This is a genomic window from Pseudomonas putida (genome assembly GCF_022627325.1).
GTDB classification, from domain to species: domain Bacteria; phylum Pseudomonadota; class Gammaproteobacteria; order Pseudomonadales; family Pseudomonadaceae; genus Aquipseudomonas; species Aquipseudomonas putida_X.
Window position 1 is genome coordinate 1 of the sequence record NZ_JAETZZ010000003.1, and the last position, 16487, is coordinate 16487.

Below are 16487 nucleotides of genomic sequence, written 5' to 3' on the forward strand. Positions count from 1 at the left end.
TGTTAGGCCTGCCGCCAGCGTTCAATCTGAGCCATGATCAAACTCTTCAGTTCAATACTGCTTGGGTTTTTAAGAAACCCTAAACTTGGCTCAGCAATCTCAAATGACTATGTGATTTCTCGCATGGTCACTTGTGATGCTGATAATCTTTTTGACTATCAGTCCGTACTCACAAGCACCCACACGAATTGCTTGATTCGATTTGTTAAAGAGCGTTTGGTTAAGAGCTTTTCGTCTCAACCGAGGCGCGCATTCTACGCTTTCCTCAGAGCCTGTCAAGCGTTTATTTTGAAGTTTTTTGCGAGAAACTCGTTTAGCTTCAAACACTTGGCTCGCTTCGATCTCTCGTAGCGGGAGGCGAATAATACAGCGTTTAGAAGCGCTGTCAACCACCATTTCAACCGCTATCGATCAGATGACCGAAGCACCTCCAGCACTACCTGGATTAAGCAACTCATTGAATTTCAAGGAGTTTCTCGTTCCGACTACGCTGGAAGTGGGGCGCATTATAAGGGGATTCGAGAGGGCGTCAACCTTTAATTACAAGAAAATGACACATAGACGGTAGTGGCTAGATAAAGCGTAAGGATGGTTTGACGTGATCTTCTAGCACCTAAGAAGCCACCCTTCCCCGCCGCCCCATGATTCGAGGCACGCGCCGCGCCACCGCTGGCACCCGCAGCACCATCAACAAGACCCCGATGGCCGCGTAGATCGCCCACTCACGGAGATCGGAGCGCACGATCCACAGGAAATGCAGCAGGCCCAACCCGAGAATCACATAAACCAGCTTGTGCAGTTTCTTCCAGCGTGCGCCCAAGCGCCGCTGGCTGTAGCGATTGGAAGTCACCGCCAGCGCCAGCAAACCCAGGAAGCCGAGGGCACCCACAATAATGTACGGCCGCTTGCGCAGCTCGACGGCAAACTGCCCCCAATCCAGCCCCAGGATAAAGAACAGGTAGCAAAGCAGGTGCAACACGATATAGGCAAAACACCACAACCCCAGCTGCCGACGCACAACGATCCACCCCGACCACCCCGTCAACTTCTGCAGCGGCGTCATGCTCAGCGTGATCAAAAGGAAGATCAACGCCCCCAGCCCAAGCCGATCCATAAGGATCTTCCCCGGGTCCGGTCCAAGCAGGTTCATGGCCGCCTCATACAACCACCACAGCGGAAACAGGCAACCGACGATAAAGATCGCCAAGCGCAGCCAGGGATAACGCATCAATAGTTCTTCCGCAGGTCGAGGCCAGCGTACAGCGACGCCACTTCATCGGCGTAGCCATTGAACATCTGTGTCTGTCGCACATTGGGGCTGAACAGGCCACTGGGCAGGCGCCGCTCGCGCGCCTGGCTCCAACGCGGGTGATCGACCTCAGGGTTCACGTTGGCATAGAAACCATATTCATCAGGCGCAAGGCTCTCCCAGGTGGTGCGCGGCCGTTCGGCCACCAAGCTGATTCGAACGATCGACTTGATGCTCTTGAACCCATACTTCCACGGCACCACCAGCCGCAGCGGCGCACCGTTCTGGTTGGGCAGCTCCCGCCCATACATGCCGACCGCCAGGATCGCCAAGGGATTCATCGCCTCGTCCAGGCGCAAGCCCTCCTCATAAGGCCAATCGATCAAGGCGAAGCCCGAACGCTGCCCCGGCATGTTTTGCGGATCCTGCAGGGTCTCGAACCGCACATAGCGCGCCTTCGAAGTCGGTTCAACCTGCTTGAGCACCTGGGCCAGGGGAAAGCCCAGCCAGGGGATGACCATTGACCAGGCCTCCACGCAGCGCAACCGATAGATACGCTCTTCAAGCGCGTAGGGTTTGACAAAATCTTCCAGCGCATAGCGCCCGGGCTTGCCAACCTCGCCATCGACCACCACCGACCAGGGCTCGGTCTTCAGGCTCCCGCCATTGGCGGCTGGGTCGCCTTTATCAGGCCCGAACTCATAGAAGTTGTTGTAATGCGTGGCATCCTTGAAGGGCGTTATCGCCTCGTCTTTTACCGTCACGGCTTGCCAACGCGTTTCAGCCAGCTTGCTGGTGAACCAGGCCGGTGCGTTGCCTGCCTCGACATCTGCGTAACGCGATGCTTGGGCCGCGCGCGCCGCAAAGGGCATCGCACCCAGCGCAACGGCGGCCATGGAGCCACCCAACAGGGTACGACGGGAAAGGTAGATGCTTTCGGGCGTGATCTCCGATGCCTTGCAATCGGAAGACCTGGGAAGCTTTATAAGCATGACGGCTCCACAGCACTGGTTAGCGGATGTACCAGTAAGACTATGGAGCCGCAGGGTTATTCCATCATTAAATCATTCAAGATTTACGATGGCGGCCTTTGAGCAGGAACTGGATCGGGCCGGAAGCGGCGTAGGCGAGGAAGATCAGCAGCAGGATGCGCGGCGGATCGCTGAATACCACGGCAAACACCAGCACCACCGCCAGGATCGCCACAAACGGCACGCGCCCCTTGAGGTCGAGCTCCTTGAAGCTGTTGTACTTGATGTTGCTGACCATCAGCATACCGGCAGCGGCAACCAGCAGTGCCACCAGGAACGACAACTTGGACCCCTGGATGCCATAGTCGCTGAAGGCCCACACGGTGCCGGCCACCACCCCAGCGGCAGCCGGGCTGGCCAGGCCGATGAAGTAGCGCTTGTCAGCAGTACCGACCTGGGTATTGAAACGCGCCAGGCGCAGCGCGGCGCCAGCGACATAGATGAAGGCGACCATCCAGCCGACCTTGCCCATATCGCCCAGCGCCCAGCCGAAGGCCAGCAGGGCCGGGGCCACGCCGAAGGCGACCATGTCCGACAACGAATCGTACTCGGCCCCAAAGGCGCTCTGGGTGTTGGTCATGCGGGCGACGCGGCCATCGAGGCCGTCGAGCACCATGGCCACGAAGATGGCAATGGCGGCAAAGGCAAAGTACTTGCTCGCCTCGCGCGGGTCGCCAGCACTGAGGGCGCTCTGCGCGCTCATCGAGTTGATGATGGAGTAGAAACCGGCAAACAGGTTGGCGGTGGTGAACAGGTTGGGCAACAGATAGATACCGCGATGGCGCACCTTGCGCCCTTCGGCATCATGCCCTTCTTCAACGTGCTCATCGACAGGTAGCAGGCTTTCGGCGTCGGAGGGCTTGTTCGGCTCTTCGGGACGTTCGCTCATGGAGGGTACCTTGCAACAGGATGGAAAATGTTCGACACGGGCCCGCGAAACAGGTTCTGACGGCAGGCCACTGGTCTGCTTTATACCAGAAGCTGAATGCCAGAACGAAAAAACGCGGCCGAAGCCGCGTTTTTCATCATTCGATAAGACTCAGTTCTTGGTCTTGTCGACGATTTTGTTAGCCGAGATCCACGGCATCATCGAACGCAGTTGCTCGCCGATGACTTCGATACCGTGAGCGGCGTTGTTGCGACGCTTGGCGGTCATCGATGGGTAGTTGGTGGCGCCTTCGGAGATGAACATCTTCGCGTACTCGCCGTCCTGGATGCGCTTCAGAGCGTTGCGCATGGCCTTGCGGGATTCTTCGTTGATGACTTCGGGACCGGTGACGTACTCACCGTACTCGGCGTTGTTGGAGATCGAGTAGTTCATGTTGGCGATACCGCCTTCGTACATGAGGTCGACGATCAGTTTCAGCTCGTGCAGGCACTCGAAGTAGGCCATTTCCGGCGCGTAGCCAGCTTCGACCAGGGTTTCGAAACCGGCTTTGACCAGCTCGACGGTACCGCCGCACAGAACGGCCTGCTCACCGAACAGGTCGGTTTCGGTCTCGTCCTTGAAGGTGGTTTCGATGATGCCGGTACGGCCGCCACCAACGCCCGAAGCGTAGGACAGGGCGACGTTCTTGGCGTTGCCGGAGGCGTCCTGGTAGATAGCGATCAGGTCAGGGATACCGCCGCCTTTGACGAACTCGGAACGCACGGTGTGGCCCGGGGCCTTCGGCGCGATCATGATCACGTCGAGGTCGGCACGTGGAACGACCTGGTTGTAATGGATCGAAAAGCCGTGGGAGAAGGCCAGGGTGGCGCCCTTCTTGATGTTCGGCTCGATTTCGTTCTTGTACAGAGTGCCCTGGAACTCGTCCGGGGTCAGGATCATGACCAGGTCGGCAGCAGCGACGGCGGTGGCAACATCGGCCACTTTCAGGCCGTGGGCTTCAGCCTTGGCAACGGTAGCCGAACCTTTACGCAGACCGACGGTAACGTCTACACCGGAGTCCTTCAGGTTGCACGCTTGAGCGTGGCCCTGAGAACCGTAACCGATGATGGCGACTTTCTTGCCCTGGATGATGGAAAGGTCGCAGTCTTTATCGTAGAAAACTTTCATGAAATACCCCTGGTTATATCTCGGCCCCTACGGAGCCATCGCTAATTTTGAATTCAGATGCTGAGCACTTTGTCGCCACGGGCAATGCCGGTGACGCCACTGCGCACGGTTTCGAGAATCGATGCAGTGCCGATGGCCTGGATGAAGCTGTCCAGTTTGTCGCTGGTACCGCTGAGCTGCACGGTGTACACGCTGGCGGTAACGTCGACGATCTGGCCACGGAAGATGTCCGTGGTGCGCTTGATCTCGGCACGCTGGGCACCGGTGGCCTTGACCTTGACCAGCATCAGTTCACGCTCGATGTGAGCGCTTTCCGACAGGTCGACAAGCTTGACCACTTCGACCAGCTTGTTGAGGTTCTTGGTGATCTGTTCGATCACTTCATCATGGCCAACGGTGGTCAGCGTCAGACGCGACAAGGTCGGGTCTTCGGTAGGCGCCACGGTCAGGCTTTCAATGTTGTAGTTGCGCTGGGAGAACAGGCCGACCACGCGGGACAGAGCTCCGGGTTCGTTTTCCAGCAGCAGGGAAATGATGTGCCGCATATCAGGTACGCTCCGTCTTGCTCAGCCACATGTCACGCATCGAGCCATCCTTGATCTGCATCGGATAGACGTGCTCGGTACGGTCGACCGCGATGTCGATGAACACCAGGCGGTCCTTCATCGCGAAGGCTTCCTCGAGCTTGGGCTTGAGGTCCTTCAGGCTGGTGATGCGGATACCCACATGGCCATAGGCCTCGGCCAGCTTGATGAAGTCAGGCAGCGACTCGACATAGGAATGCGAGTGGCGGCCGTTGTAGGCCATGTCCTGCCACTGACGGACCATGCCCAGCACGCCGTTGTTCAGGTTGACGATCTTCACCGGCAGGCCGTACTGCATGCAGGTGGACAGCTCCTGGATGTTCATCTGGATGCTGCCTTCGCCCGTCACGCAGGCCACGTCCTGATCCGGGAAATTGAGCTTGATGCCCATGGCCGCCGGGAAACCGAAGCCCATGGTGCCCAGGCCACCGGAGTTGATCCAGCGGTTCGGCTTGTTGAAGCGGTAGTACTGCGCCGCGAACATCTGGTGCTGGCCGACGTCGGAGGTGACGAAGGCATCGCCATTGGTCACTTCGCACAAGGTCTCGATGACGGTTTGCGGCTTGATGACGCTGCCGTCGCCCTTGTTGTACGGGAACAGGTCGCCATTACCGCGCCATTCGTCGATCTGCTTCCACCAGGCATCGGCCGCGGCCTTGTCTGGCTGCTCGCCGATTTCCTTGAGGATGCCCAGCATCTCGCTCAAAACGCTGTCGACCGGGCCCACGATCGGCACGTCGGCCTTGATCATCTTGGAGATCGACGCAGGGTCGATGTCGATGTGAATGATCTTGGCATTCGGGCAGAACTTGGCCGGGCCATTGACCACGCGGTCATCGAAACGCGCGCCGACCGCGAAAATCACATCGGCATTGTGCATGGCCATGTTGGCGGTGTAGCTGCCGTGCATGCCGAGCATGCCCAGGAACTGGCGGTCGGTACCCGGGAAGCCGCCAAGGCCCATCAGGGTATTGGTGACTGGCAGGTTCAGCGACTTGGCGATTTCGGTCAGCGCTTCGGAGCCGCCACCGAGGATCACACCGCCACCGGCATAAACGATCGGACGCTTGGCAGCCAGCAGCATCTCGGCAGCCTTGCGGATCTGGCCGGAGTGGCCACGCACTGCCGGGCTGTAGGAGCGCAGCTTGACCTTCTTCGGGTAAACGTATTCGAACTTCTCGGCCGGGTTGGTCATATCTTTTGGAATGTCGACCACGACCGGGCCTGGACGGCCGGATTGCGCCAGGTAGAAGGCTTTTTTCAGGATTTCAGGGATCTCGGTGGCATGTTTGATCATGAAGCTGTGCTTCACGATCGGCCGCGAGATGCCGATCATGTCGGTTTCCTGGAAGGCATCGGTACCCACCATGGTGCTAGGCACCTGGCCGGACAGGATGACCATCGGAATCGAGTCCATGTAAGCGGTGGCAATACCGGTGATGGCATTGGTCGCGCCCGGGCCGGAGGTTACCAGCACCACACCGGCCTTGCCGGTGGCGCGGGCGTAGCCATCCGCCATATGGGTAGCGGCCTGCTCGTGACGAACCAGGATGTGCTCGACTTCCGGTTCTTTGAACAGGGCGTCGTAAACATGCAGGAGAGCACCACCAGGGTACCCGTAGATGTGCTTAACGCCTTCGTCACGCAAGAAGCGGACGACCATCTCAGCGCCAGATAAAAGCTCCACGTTGTTCACCTCTAAAACGCCAGAATACCGTCCCTAGTGGACGGGTCTTAATAGGTTTACTGCCAAGCAGAGCATGAGCGAACGTCAGCACTGACTGAGCAAGTATTGGGAGCGCCCCAGAGTGTTGCGGGGTTATCCCACCCAGCGCGAGGTAACGCGTTGCGGGGTGTAACAGGTCGGCGCGGGTGTGCGCCTCATGATCTGCTTAGCGGGTCTGCTTCTGGCAGTCCCTCTAAAGCGGAATCTGGATTCTTGTGATTTGGCGCCTACAAGTCAAGAAAAATTATTGCCAATTTTTCCTAAAGATGAATTCCAGCCACCACTAAAAACCGACACTGCAGCAGAAAAAATAACATTTACACAAAAAAGGGCCACAATCTGCGGCCCTTGAAGGAAAAATAGAAGAAATCAGGCTCAACTCGCGATCAATCGATCGAACTCTGCCAGCAGGCGCCGCAACTCACGACTCTGCTCCGGCCTGTCGACGAACACCGTCTCGGCCATCACCAGGATGCCCGAGGCGTTGGGCAGCGGTTGACCCAGCTCGATGATGATCTTCATGCGCGGCAGGAAGATCCACTGCAACCACTGCTCGAAGCTCATGCTGTCCACCGCAAAAGGCACCGTGCTGGCCAGCGCCTCATCGCTTGGCGGCTCGTCAGCCCACCACCCCTGCACGATCAACTCACGCTCGATGAGCAGCAGGTGGTCAGCGATATCCAGAATGCGCTGCTCGATCATCACGAGTTGACCCGCGCTTTCTGCCGGGCCAACGCGGCGCCAGCGCTGTCGCCCTGCTTCTCACGAGCCTGGGCGATGGTGTTCCACAGCTCGGCCTGAAGGTCAGGACGGCCATTGGCGTAAGTCAGGGCACGGCGCGCCAACTGCTCGGCCTGTGCTGCATCGCCTTGGGACAGGCGCACCTGCGCCAGACGGAACAGTACCTGCGGCTCGCGCGGGGCGATGCGCTGGGCGCGCTCCAGGCTCGAGGCTGCACCGTTGAAGTCGCCGCTGCCCTGTTGCGACTGGGCAGTGGTCAACAGGGCCAGCACCGGACCATCGAGCTGCTCGTCAGCCGACAGCCCACCGGATGCCGCACTGCTGCGCGGAATGCCGGTTGGCGCGCTGGCAGCGGCCGAGGCACTGTTCATCGACGCGATGTCGAACGGTTCGTCGGCGATCGGGTTGGGGTTGGTCTCCATCGGCGCAGATGTGCCGGGGCCAGGGGTAATCGGCGTGGTGCTGATCGGTGCCACGCCACTGCCTGCTGGGAACGTCTGGATGCCCGTGGCACCGGCGCCTTGCGGAATCATCACGGTCACGCCGGAGTCCTCGGGCAGGGTTTGCGCTTGCGAGGTGCCGTTGTTGATGCCGGCCGCCGAGCGGTTGGCCGTCACCCGTTCGCTGTTGGACACCCGAGTGCTCGAGTCCACGACCGGGATGTTGCCACGCTGAACGCTGGAACAGCCCTGAAGCACCACCAGTGCCGTCACGGCAGGAAACCACCACTTTTTCACTTCACACCTCATCAATGCTGCCAGGGCTTAATTCATCCAGCCTTTGACCCAGTCCATGACCGATTCTGCCGGATTTTGCTCGCCGCCGCAGATTGCGCCGGCGGGCGGTTCGCTGCCGCGAATATACGGCATCTGCACCGCTCCCGGACAGCTTGCGTCGGAACCCTGCCCACTGTAGGGGTCGATCCAGGCCTGTACCACGTTGTCTGGTTGCGGCATGTCCAGCGGCAGCGGGTCAGCCTTCTTCATGAAGCTGGTCCACACCTGCAGGGCACCGGTGGCACCGGTGAACGGCGTCTTGCCGTTATCGTCACGGCCCATCCACACCACCGCCAGCAGGTCCTGGCTGAAGCCAGAGAACCAGCTGTCACGCGAGTCGTTACTGGTACCGGTCTTGCCCGCCAGCGTCAGCGACCTGGGCAGCACGTTGTACACGGAGCGGCCGGTACCTTCGCGCATCACCCGCTGCATCGCGTTCTGCACCAGGTAGATAGAGCCCGGGTCGAAGGTCTGCTGGATCTGAAACGGGTAACGCTTGAGCGGCTCACCTTCGGCGGTAAGCACACTGCGGATGCCGCGCATCGGCGTATTGAAGCCGCCGTTGGCGATGGTCTGGTACATCGTCGCCACCTGCATCGGCGACATGCCACCGGCCCCCAGCAGCATTGCCGGGAACGGCTGCCAATCGACATTGACCCCGAGCCGGCCAATGGTCTTGATGACGTTGGGCACACCTACTTCCAGGCCGATCTTGGCGGTCGACAAGTTGTAGGAATTGGCCAGCCCCTGGTACAGGTAAATGGTGCCATGCGGGCGGCGATCGTAGTTCTGCGGGCGCCACACTTGGCCATTGGCGCCCTTGACCGAAAACGCCTCGTCCTGCACCCAACTGGTCAGGGTGTACTTGCTCGGCTGCTCCAGCGCGGTGAGGTACACCGCTGGCTTGACCAGCGAGCCAATCGGCCGCACGGCATCGATGGCACGGTTGAAGCCGGCGAATCCGGCCTGACGGCTGCCGATGAGCGCCTGCACCTCACCGGTTTCCGGGTTGGTCACGACCATCGCCGATTCGACCTCGTCAGCGCCTTTGCGCCCTGCCAGACGCTTGAAGGTCTCATTCATCGAGGTTTCGGCCTTCATCTGCAGGATCGGGTCGAAACTGGTGAAGATGCGCAGGCCTTCTTCAGTAAGGTCCTCGTCGCGATAGTCCTGGCGCAGTTGACGCTTGACCAGGTCGAGGAAGGCCGGGAACGAACTGTCGGCCAGGCTGCCCCGCTTGGTCACGCCCAGCGGCATCTTCTTGGCCGCATCGACCGCCTCCTGGCTGGCAACGCCCTGCTCGGCCACAAGGTCCAGGACCAGGTTACGCCGCGCCAGGGCCCGCTCAGGGTGGCGACGCGGGTTGTAGTAGGACGGCCCCTTGACCATACCCACCAGCAAGGCGATCTGGTGCAACTTGAGTTCCGACAGCGGTTGGCTGAAGAAGAACTGGCTGGCCAGGCCAAAGCCGTGCACGGCGCGCTGGCCATCCTGGCCGACGAACACCTCGTTGAGGTAGGCCTCGAGGATTTCGCGCTTGTCGTAGTGCATCTCCAGCAGTACGGCCATCATCGCTTCAGTCAGCTTGCGGGTGAGGGTGCGTTCGCTGGTCAGGTAGAAGTTCTTCACCAACTGCTGGGTCAGGGTACTGCCACCCTGGCGCATGGTACCGGCGGAGGTGTTGACCCACACAGCACGCGCGATGGACTTGGGCGACACGCCGAAGTGGCTGTAAAAGTCTCGGTCTTCGGTTGCCACCAGGGTTTCGAGCAAGTACGGGGGCACCTGATCGATCTTGATCAGGATGCGGTCCTCGAGGTTCTTCGGGTAGATGCCGCCGATCATCAACGGCTCGAGGCGCACCACATCCAGCTTGGCATTGTTGGCGCCGGACAGCCCGGCAACGTAGTCGCCGGAGAAGCGCACACGCACGAACTGCGCAGGTTCCATCCCCTCATAGAACTGGAAGCCGCGGGTGTTGAGGTCGACGGTATTACCGTTGACAGCCGCAGCGCCCGGGCCATTGGCCGCGCTTTCTCGACGGTAGCCGAGGGCATCGAGTTCGGTGAGGAAGTCGTTCTTGCTCAGCTTCTGGCCGACGAACAGCTCCAGCGGCCGGGCATATACCTTGGCCGGGATGGTCCAGCGCTTGCCGGAGAACTTCTCCTGGACGACAGCATCGAGGTAAACCGCGAAGCCGGCAACGATCACCAGGCCGACCAGGCTGAGCTTGAACGCCCAGCCCAGCCAGGCGCGCGAGCGGCCGGTCGGGCGTTTCTTAGGGGTACGGGAATTTCGGGTTCGAGTCATGGCGGCGGATTATACGCACTTTGTAAAGGCTGGGCAGGCGCCCTCTGGCGGTATGCAGGGACGGCACCATTGACCATAATGGCGCCTTCGAATTCCCTGCCCCCGGAAGGATTTCCCGTGAGCCAAGCCTTGATCACAGCGTTGCAGAACCCCGCCCTTTACCCTCACCCCGTGGACGGGTTCCAACTCATCGAGACGCACATCTCCTGGGTCCTGCTTACTGGCGAATACGCCTACAAGATCAAGAAGCCGATGAATTTCGGCTTCCTCGACTTCACCGGGCTAGATCAGCGCCAGCATTTCTGTAACGAAGAGTTGCGCCTGAACCAGCGTCTGACGGACGGCCTGTACCTGGAAGTGCTGCCGATCACTGGCAGCGCCGAAGCCCCGCAGCTTGGCGGTGAAGGCGCTACGATCGAGTACGTACTGAAAATGCGCCAGTTCCCGCAGGGGCAGATGCTCAACACCCTGCAGGCCAACGGCGAACTCAATGCCGGCCACATCGACCAGATGGCCCGGCAGATCGCAGAATTCCACCTGCAGACTCCGAAGGTGCCCGCCGAGCAGCCATATGGCTCACCTGAAAGTGTCATGGCCCCGGTCGAGCAGAACTTCGAGCAGATCCGTCCGTTCCTCAGTGACAAGGCCGACCTGCAGCAGCTGGACAACCTGCAAGCTTGGGCGCGCAGCAGTTTCGAGCGCCTTGAAGGCCTGTTCGCGGCGCGCAAGGCCAATGGCTTCACCCGCGAATGCCACGGCGACATTCACTTGGGTAACGCCACCGTGATCGATGGCAAGGTGGTGATCTTCGACTGCATCGAGTTCAACGAACCGTTCCGCATGACCGACGTCTGGGCCGACACCAGCTTCCTCGCCATGGACCTGGAAGACCGCGGCCTGAAATGCCTGGCGCGGCGCTTCGTCAGCCAGTATCTGGAGCTGACCGGCGACTATGAAGGCCTGGAAGTGTTGAACTTCTACAAAGCCTACCGCGCCCTGGTCCGCGCCAAGATCGCCCTGTTCAGCATGCCGGCCAATGCCGATGGCGTGCAGCGTGCCACCAGCCTGCGCACCTACCGCAACTACGCCAACCTGGCAGAAAGCTACAGCGCCATCCCTTCGCGCCTACTGGCCATCACCCATGGCGTGTCGGCCGTAGGCAAGAGCCACGTCGCCATGCGCCTGGTCGAAGCCTTGGGCGCTGTGCGCGTGCGCTCGGACGTGGAGCGCAAGCGCTTGTACGGTGAACAGCAACAAGCCCAAGCAGGCCAACTGCAAGCGGGCATCTACGACAACGATGCCAGCACCGTTACCTACCAGCGCCTGCACCAGCTTGCCGCGACCATCCTGCGCGCAGGTTTCCCGGTAGTGCTCGATGCTACCTACCTCAAGCGCGAACACCGCAAAGCTGCCGCCGAAGTCGCGAACGATACCGGCGTGCCATTGCTGATCCTCGATTGCCAGGCACCTGAGGCGGTCATCGCCAGTTGGCTGGAGCAGCGCCTGGCGGACAACAACGACCCGTCGGACGCCACCCTGGAAGTGGTCAAGGCGCAGCAGGCAAGCCGTGAGCCACTGGATGAAGTGGAACGGCAGCAGAGCACGCGCGTTGATACTCAGGATGCCAGCAGCATGGACCAGGTGATCGATCAGATCCGCCAGCGTTTGCCAGGCCTCTAAAATCAGCTAGATTCGGGCCGGCTGGTGGCCGGCCCGAACACCTCCCCCCGGCGCAAACAGGGCATCTCGTCGCCCCCGATGGCAAAAGGCCGCGCATTTTCCAACCCCCGCTACACTCCTCTCTGACCTGCTCGCGATTTATCCCCTAATACCCGTTCAGCCATCGCCAGGAGGCTCGATGAACGATGAATTGCAGCATCTGAAGAATCTTGGAAAGACCTCCGCGCAGTGGTTACATGCGGCCGGTATCCACAGTGCATCGGATTTGCGTCGGCTCGGCGCGGTAGGTGCTTACCAGGCCGTGAAAACCCGAGGGTTCCGGGCGTCGAAGGTGTTGCTGTACGCCATTGAAGGCGCGCTGCTGGACATGCACTGGAACGATTTGCCGGCCGAGCGCAAGCAAGCGCTCAATCAACAACTCGATGCGAAATGCCCTACGCAAAAAAATGCGAAATAAACATCAGATGGGGATTGACTCGATAATGAGAATCGTTATGATTATCACAACTGGTCGCGAGACTGGTTGGATAAGCTGAAAGCCCTTGGTTCGGACTCTCAGATTATCTCCTCATCAGGCTAATCACGGTTATTGACCCGGCATTTTTTGCCGGGTCTTTTTTTTTGCGGCTTGCCACTGCCTCCTAACCGCCTGCACGCCTACTTACGCAACGGTGCGCAATAATCCTGCTCCGGCATCGCCGCCGTATACCAGACATAATCTGCCATCCCCGCGTCGACCTGCTTACCAATCTCGGCCAACAACAGCACCTTGCTCTGCCCCTCTGCCCCCAGGTCGGCGAGGTGCAACGGCACGCCCAAGTCCTTGCGTACGTGGAATGCACCGGCCAGCAACAGGGCAGGCTGCGGCGCCGAGAGCAGCCGCTGGGCAATGCGCCGGTCACGTTGTTGCTGAACGGCCAGCATGGCCGGCAACTGGCTCACGGGGAGCAAATCACAGTGCCCGGCCCTCACCTGCTCGAGCAATGCTGCCTTCACCTGCGCAGCGTTGGACTGCGCCCCCGGCACCGGCGTCGCCAGGCGATAGGCCTGGCGCATTTCGCCAGCCGACAGGTTGGCGGCCAGAAGGGGAACATGGCTGCCCAATGCTTCACGTACGATCGGCCCGTACAGCTGCCAGTCCCAGCCCTCCTGCCACGCCAGGGCCTTGGGCAGGCCTTGCGGCAATGTGGCCTGGGCTTGAACCGCATCGACCCGAGCCTGCTGCTCCGGTTGCAGCATTTCCAGAAGCAGGCTGCCCTGGGGGCGCCGGGCCTGCATGGCGCGGATCAACCAAAGTTGCAAGGCGTGATGGTCTGCGTTGTCATGCTTTTCGCCTACCAGCACTCGCGGTACGCCAGCCAGGTCCTCCACCAGCTGTTCAGGGCTGATGACCTTGCCGCTGGCCAGGTCGTGGATTTGCCCCAGTTCTGCGTGGTCACGCCCTTCGCTACTCTGCCAGGCGGGTAGCGGCGGCACGCTGGCTTGGCAGCCCCCCAGCGCAAACAACACGCCCAGCAGCGCGCCAGACAGTAAGCAATGATGCATGGGCAACGCCTCCTAGCGGGTGATGATCAGCGGATGCCCCCGTTCCGGATGGGCCTGTACCAATACGTCTATGCCGAACACGGCCTTGAGCGCCGCGGGGGTCAACACCTCCTGCGGCGAGGCCAGAGCATGGGCACGGCCCCCTTCGAGCAACAGAATACGATCACAGTAGCGCGCCGCCAGGTTCAGGTCATGCAGGATCACCAATACCGCTGCGCCGCGGTCGGCAAAACTGCGCACAGCTTGCAAGGTGGTGTGCTGGTGTAAGGGATCGAGCATCGAGGTCGGCTCGTCAAGCAGCAGCGTAGCCCCCTCCTCGCCCGGCCACAGCTGCGCCAGTACGCGGGCCAGGTGCACACGTTGCCGCTCCCCGCCCGACAACGCCAGGTAACTGCGCCCCAGCAGGTGGCAGGCATCTGCTGCATGCAGCGCTGCCTCAACGATCTCAGCGTCACGCACTTGGCCGCTGTCATGCGGCATTCGCCCCATGCCGACCACTTCCTCGACCCTGAACGCAAAGCCCAGGCTGGACACCTGCGGCAACACCGCCAGGCACCTGGCCCGCGCCTGCCCGTCCCAGCTGGCCAACGGCCGGCCCTGCAACGTCACGCGCCCGTGCCCGGGCGCCAGTTCACCACACAGCACGCCCAGCAGGCTGCTCTTGCCTGCACCATTCGGGCCGAGCACACCCACCACCTGGCCCGGATGCATTTGCAAATTGAGGTCATGCAGTACTTCATTCCCACCACGGCGCAGGTAAAGGCCCTCGACTTGCAACATCAACTGCGCCCTCTGATCAACAAAACCAGGAAAAACGGCGCACCGATAAAGGCCGTGACGATACCGATCGGCAACTCGGCCGGCGCCAGCGCCAAGCGCGCCACCAGGTCGGCAAGCAGCATCAGCACGCCGCCAGCCAATAGCGATGCGGGCAACACCACGCGGTGATCAGGCCCGGCCAGCAAGCGCACCAGGTGCGGTACCACCAGGCCGATGAAGCCGATAAGCCCCGCCGCCGCCACGGCCGCGCCCACCCCCAGGGCCGTGCAGAACACCAGCTCGCGCTTGAGCCGCTCCACCTCGATACCCAGGTGCCGCGCCTCGGACTCGCCCAGCAGCAAGGCATTGAGCGCCCGCGCCCGGCGCGGCAACCACAGCGCGACGCCTGCGGCCACGATCAGCAACGGCCACAGCCGGTCGTAGCTGGCACCGTTGAGGCTGCCCAGGTTCCAGAAGGTCAGCGTACGCAGGGTGGCGTCGTCGGCCAGATAAGAAAACAGGCCGACCGCCGCGCCTCCCAGCGCGGTCATGGCTACACCGGCCAGCAACATTGTGGCCACATTGGTCTGCCCATCGCGCCGTCCTAGGCGATAGACCAGCGCGGTGACCGCCAGGCCGCCGATGAAGGCGCACAGTGACAACAAGTAAGGCGCAAATGCCTCAGGCAGGCCGCCAAACCAACTGCCGCCAACGATAGCCACTGCAGCGCCCATGGCTGCCCCGGCGGATACGCCCACAAGCCCAGGGTCGGCCAGCGGATTGCGAAACAACCCCTGCATGGCCACACCGCACAGCGCCAGCACCGCCCCCACTGCCAAGCCCAGCAGCGTGCGTGGCAGGCGAATCTGGCCCAGGATCATTTCGGCCTGCTGCAGGCCTTCGCCGTCGATGCGCAGCCCCACTAACCGCAGGCCCGCGCGCAAGGTATCGAACAGCGGCAAGCTCACAGGGCCCAGGGCGAGGGACAGCCATACCGCCAACAGGCACAGCAGGCTCAGGCAGATAATCAGTGTACGTGGCTGCACGCGCTGCTTCATTGCGTGAGGCTGACCTTTGCCGCCGGGTAGAAGGCAGCCGCCAGGTCTTGCAGGGCCTGCGGCAAGCGCGGGCCAAGGCCGCCGACCAACAGGGTCGGGTCAAGTGGCACCAGGCGCTGGTCGCGTACCGCTCGGGAGGCGGTCAACGCCGGGTTTTCCTTGAGCAGTGCCTGCAGGGCCTGGTCGCCGACCAACGCGCGATCGGAGAACACCACGACATCGGGGTCCAGGGCCGCCAACGCCTCGTTGGAGAAGTTCTTGTATCCCTGATGCTCGGCCAGGTTTCGCCCACCTGCCTGACGCAGCAGCCAGTCACCTGCGGTGCCCTGCCCGGCAATCAGCGGTTTCGCCCCCGCGTGGCCGACCAGCAACAGCACACCCGGCGCTTTGTGGCTGGCCTGTGCCTGCTTGACCTGCATCTGCAACAGCTCAAGCTGCTGATGATAATCAGCGGCGAGTTGCGCGGCCTTCTGCTCGGCGCCGAGCAAAACACCCAGTTGCTTGAGGTTTGCATCCACGGCGGCGAGGTCCGCCTTGCTGGAGAGCAGCTCCACCCGAACGCCGGCTTTGCGGATTTGCGCAAGCACAGGTGGCGGCCCCATCTCTTCTGTGCCGACCAGCACATCCGGGCGCAGGCTGAGGATGCCTTCGGCGGACAACTGGCGCTGGTAACCGATACTTGGCAGGGCCTTGAGCGACTCAGGATGCTGGCTGGTGGTATCCACACCCACCAGGCGCGGCTCGCCGCCCAGGGCGCTGACCCACTCGCTCAATGCGCCGCCAGCACTGACCCAGCGCTGTGGCAAATCGGCGGCCAGCGCCTGGGTGGAAGCGACCAGGGCTGCGCACAAGGCAAACAAGGCAGCGGGACGACGCATCATCGGATTCCTTCTGAAGGCGAGCCACACGCCTTGTGGCGAACGGCGGAACTGCGCACCATAGACAACCGGGCGCAGCGATTGCGCGCAATTT

The 16487-nt window shown here is 61.3% G+C and carries 15 protein-coding genes; 2 read left to right on the top strand and 13 right to left on the bottom strand.

Features of this window, described 5'->3' with window-relative positions; translation table 11 throughout:
• Positions 1-613: 613 nt before the first annotated feature.
• The 9 genes from msrQ to mrcB all read right to left on the bottom strand — a co-directional run bounded on the left by msrQ (position 614) and on the right by mrcB (position 10473).
• Positions 614-1228 carry a protein-methionine-sulfoxide reductase heme-binding subunit MsrQ gene (msrQ, locus tag JNA92_RS05765; RefSeq protein WP_241803813.1) on the bottom strand — a complete coding sequence of 205 codons (615 nt, stop codon included), beginning with the start codon at positions 1226-1228 and terminating at the stop codon, positions 614-616.
• Positions 1228-2241 (bottom strand): protein-methionine-sulfoxide reductase catalytic subunit MsrP, encoded by a 1014-nt coding sequence (msrP, locus tag JNA92_RS05770; protein ID WP_241803814.1) that lies wholly within the window; start codon positions 2239-2241, stop codon positions 1228-1230. Before msrP ends, msrQ begins: the two co-directional genes overlap by 1 nt.
• A gap of 76 nt (positions 2242-2317) precedes the next feature.
• A complete protein-coding gene (gene pssA, locus JNA92_RS05775) occupies positions 2318-3169 on the bottom strand; it encodes a CDP-diacylglycerol--serine O-phosphatidyltransferase (RefSeq protein ID WP_012312687.1) in 852 nt (283 codons plus the stop codon).
• Positions 3170-3319: 150 nt separating this feature from the next.
• The gene (gene ilvC / locus JNA92_RS05780; protein WP_241803815.1) at positions 3320-4336 is read right to left on the bottom strand and encodes a ketol-acid reductoisomerase; all 1017 of its coding nucleotides are present in this window, start codon (positions 4334-4336) and stop codon (positions 3320-3322) included.
• 53 nt (positions 4337-4389) lie between these two features.
• Positions 4390-4881 carry an acetolactate synthase small subunit gene (gene ilvN, locus JNA92_RS05785; protein ID WP_003250040.1) on the bottom strand — a complete coding sequence of 164 codons (492 nt, stop codon included), beginning with the start codon at positions 4879-4881 and terminating at the stop codon, positions 4390-4392.
• A 1-nt stretch (position 4882) separates the two neighbouring features.
• Positions 4883-6607 (bottom strand): acetolactate synthase 3 large subunit, encoded by a 1725-nt coding sequence (locus tag JNA92_RS05790; RefSeq protein WP_241803816.1) that lies wholly within the window; start codon positions 6605-6607, stop codon positions 4883-4885.
• Between the two features lie 414 nt (positions 6608-7021).
• Complete coding sequence (locus JNA92_RS05795) at positions 7022-7348, bottom strand: YqcC family protein (protein WP_241803817.1); 327 nt, start codon at positions 7346-7348, stop codon at positions 7022-7024.
• Positions 7348-8136 (bottom strand): tetratricopeptide repeat protein, encoded by a 789-nt coding sequence (locus JNA92_RS05800; RefSeq protein WP_277818053.1) that lies wholly within the window; start codon positions 8134-8136, stop codon positions 7348-7350. The genes JNA92_RS05795 and JNA92_RS05800 overlap by 1 nt, the downstream gene beginning before the upstream one ends.
• Positions 8137-8151: 15 nt before the next feature.
• Positions 8152-10473, bottom strand: coding sequence for a penicillin-binding protein 1B (mrcB, locus tag JNA92_RS05805; protein WP_241803819.1), 2322 nt, complete (start codon positions 10471-10473; stop codon positions 8152-8154).
• A gap of 117 nt (positions 10474-10590) precedes the next feature.
• Between mrcB and JNA92_RS05810 the strand changes: the two genes are divergently transcribed.
• Both JNA92_RS05810 and JNA92_RS05815 read left to right on the top strand, forming a co-directional pair.
• Positions 10591-12153, top strand: a complete 1563-nt coding sequence (locus tag JNA92_RS05810) for an AAA family ATPase (RefSeq protein ID WP_241803820.1) — start codon at positions 10591-10593, stop codon at positions 12151-12153.
• Between the two features lie 178 nt (positions 12154-12331).
• Positions 12332-12610 carry a TfoX/Sxy family protein gene (locus tag JNA92_RS05815; RefSeq protein ID WP_241803821.1) on the top strand — a complete coding sequence of 93 codons (279 nt, stop codon included), beginning with the start codon at positions 12332-12334 and terminating at the stop codon, positions 12608-12610.
• A 200-nt stretch (positions 12611-12810) separates the two neighbouring features.
• Here the strand turns inward: JNA92_RS05815 and JNA92_RS05820 are convergent, their stop codons facing one another.
• Genes JNA92_RS05820 through JNA92_RS05835 form a run of 4 tightly spaced genes read right to left on the bottom strand, consistent with a single transcriptional unit; the run spans position 12811 to position 16396 of the window.
• Positions 12811-13698, bottom strand: coding sequence for a ChaN family lipoprotein (locus JNA92_RS05820; protein ID WP_241803822.1), 888 nt, complete (start codon positions 13696-13698; stop codon positions 12811-12813).
• A gap of 12 nt (positions 13699-13710) precedes the next feature.
• Entirely contained in the window at positions 13711-14478 is a 768-nt protein-coding gene (locus JNA92_RS05825; protein ID WP_241803823.1) for a heme ABC transporter ATP-binding protein, read from the bottom strand.
• On the bottom strand, positions 14478-15461 hold the full coding sequence (locus JNA92_RS05830) for a FecCD family ABC transporter permease (RefSeq protein ID WP_241804118.1): 984 nt from the start codon (positions 15459-15461) through the stop codon (positions 14478-14480). Before JNA92_RS05830 ends, JNA92_RS05825 begins: the two co-directional genes overlap by 1 nt.
• Before the next feature lie 50 nt (positions 15462-15511).
• Positions 15512-16396, bottom strand: coding sequence for a heme/hemin ABC transporter substrate-binding protein (locus JNA92_RS05835; protein ID WP_241803824.1), 885 nt, complete (start codon positions 16394-16396; stop codon positions 15512-15514).
• Between the last annotated feature and the right edge of the window lie 91 nt (positions 16397-16487).

Coding starts and splice junctions, on each gene's coding strand:
- msrQ (WP_241803813.1), bottom strand. CDS start 1,228: ATGCGTTATCCCTGGCTGCGCTTGGCGATCTTTATCGTCGGTTGCCTG.
- msrP (WP_241803814.1), bottom strand. CDS start 2,241: ATGCTTATAAAGCTTCCCAGGTCTTCCGATTGCAAGGCATCGGAGATC.
- pssA (WP_012312687.1), bottom strand. CDS start 3,169: ATGAGCGAACGTCCCGAAGAGCCGAACAAGCCCTCCGACGCCGAAAGC.
- ilvC (WP_241803815.1), bottom strand. CDS start 4,336: ATGAAAGTTTTCTACGATAAAGACTGCGACCTTTCCATCATCCAGGGC.
- ilvN (WP_003250040.1), bottom strand. CDS start 4,881: ATGCGGCACATCATTTCCCTGCTGCTGGAAAACGAACCCGGAGCTCTG.
- JNA92_RS05795 (WP_241803817.1), bottom strand. CDS start 7,348: ATGATCGAGCAGCGCATTCTGGATATCGCTGACCACCTGCTGCTCATC.
- JNA92_RS05800 (WP_277818053.1), bottom strand. CDS start 8,136: ATGAGGTGTGAAGTGAAAAAGTGGTGGTTTCCTGCCGTGACGGCACTG.
- mrcB (WP_241803819.1), bottom strand. CDS start 10,473: ATGACTCGAACCCGAAATTCCCGTACCCCTAAGAAACGCCCGACCGGC.
- JNA92_RS05815 (WP_241803821.1), top strand. CDS start 12,332: ATGAACGATGAATTGCAGCATCTGAAGAATCTTGGAAAGACCTCCGCG.
- JNA92_RS05820 (WP_241803822.1), bottom strand. CDS start 13,698: ATGCATCATTGCTTACTGTCTGGCGCGCTGCTGGGCGTGTTGTTTGCG.
- JNA92_RS05825 (WP_241803823.1), bottom strand. CDS start 14,478: ATGTTGCAAGTCGAGGGCCTTTACCTGCGCCGTGGTGGGAATGAAGTA.
- JNA92_RS05835 (WP_241803824.1), bottom strand. CDS start 16,396: ATGATGCGTCGTCCCGCTGCCTTGTTTGCCTTGTGCGCAGCCCTGGTC.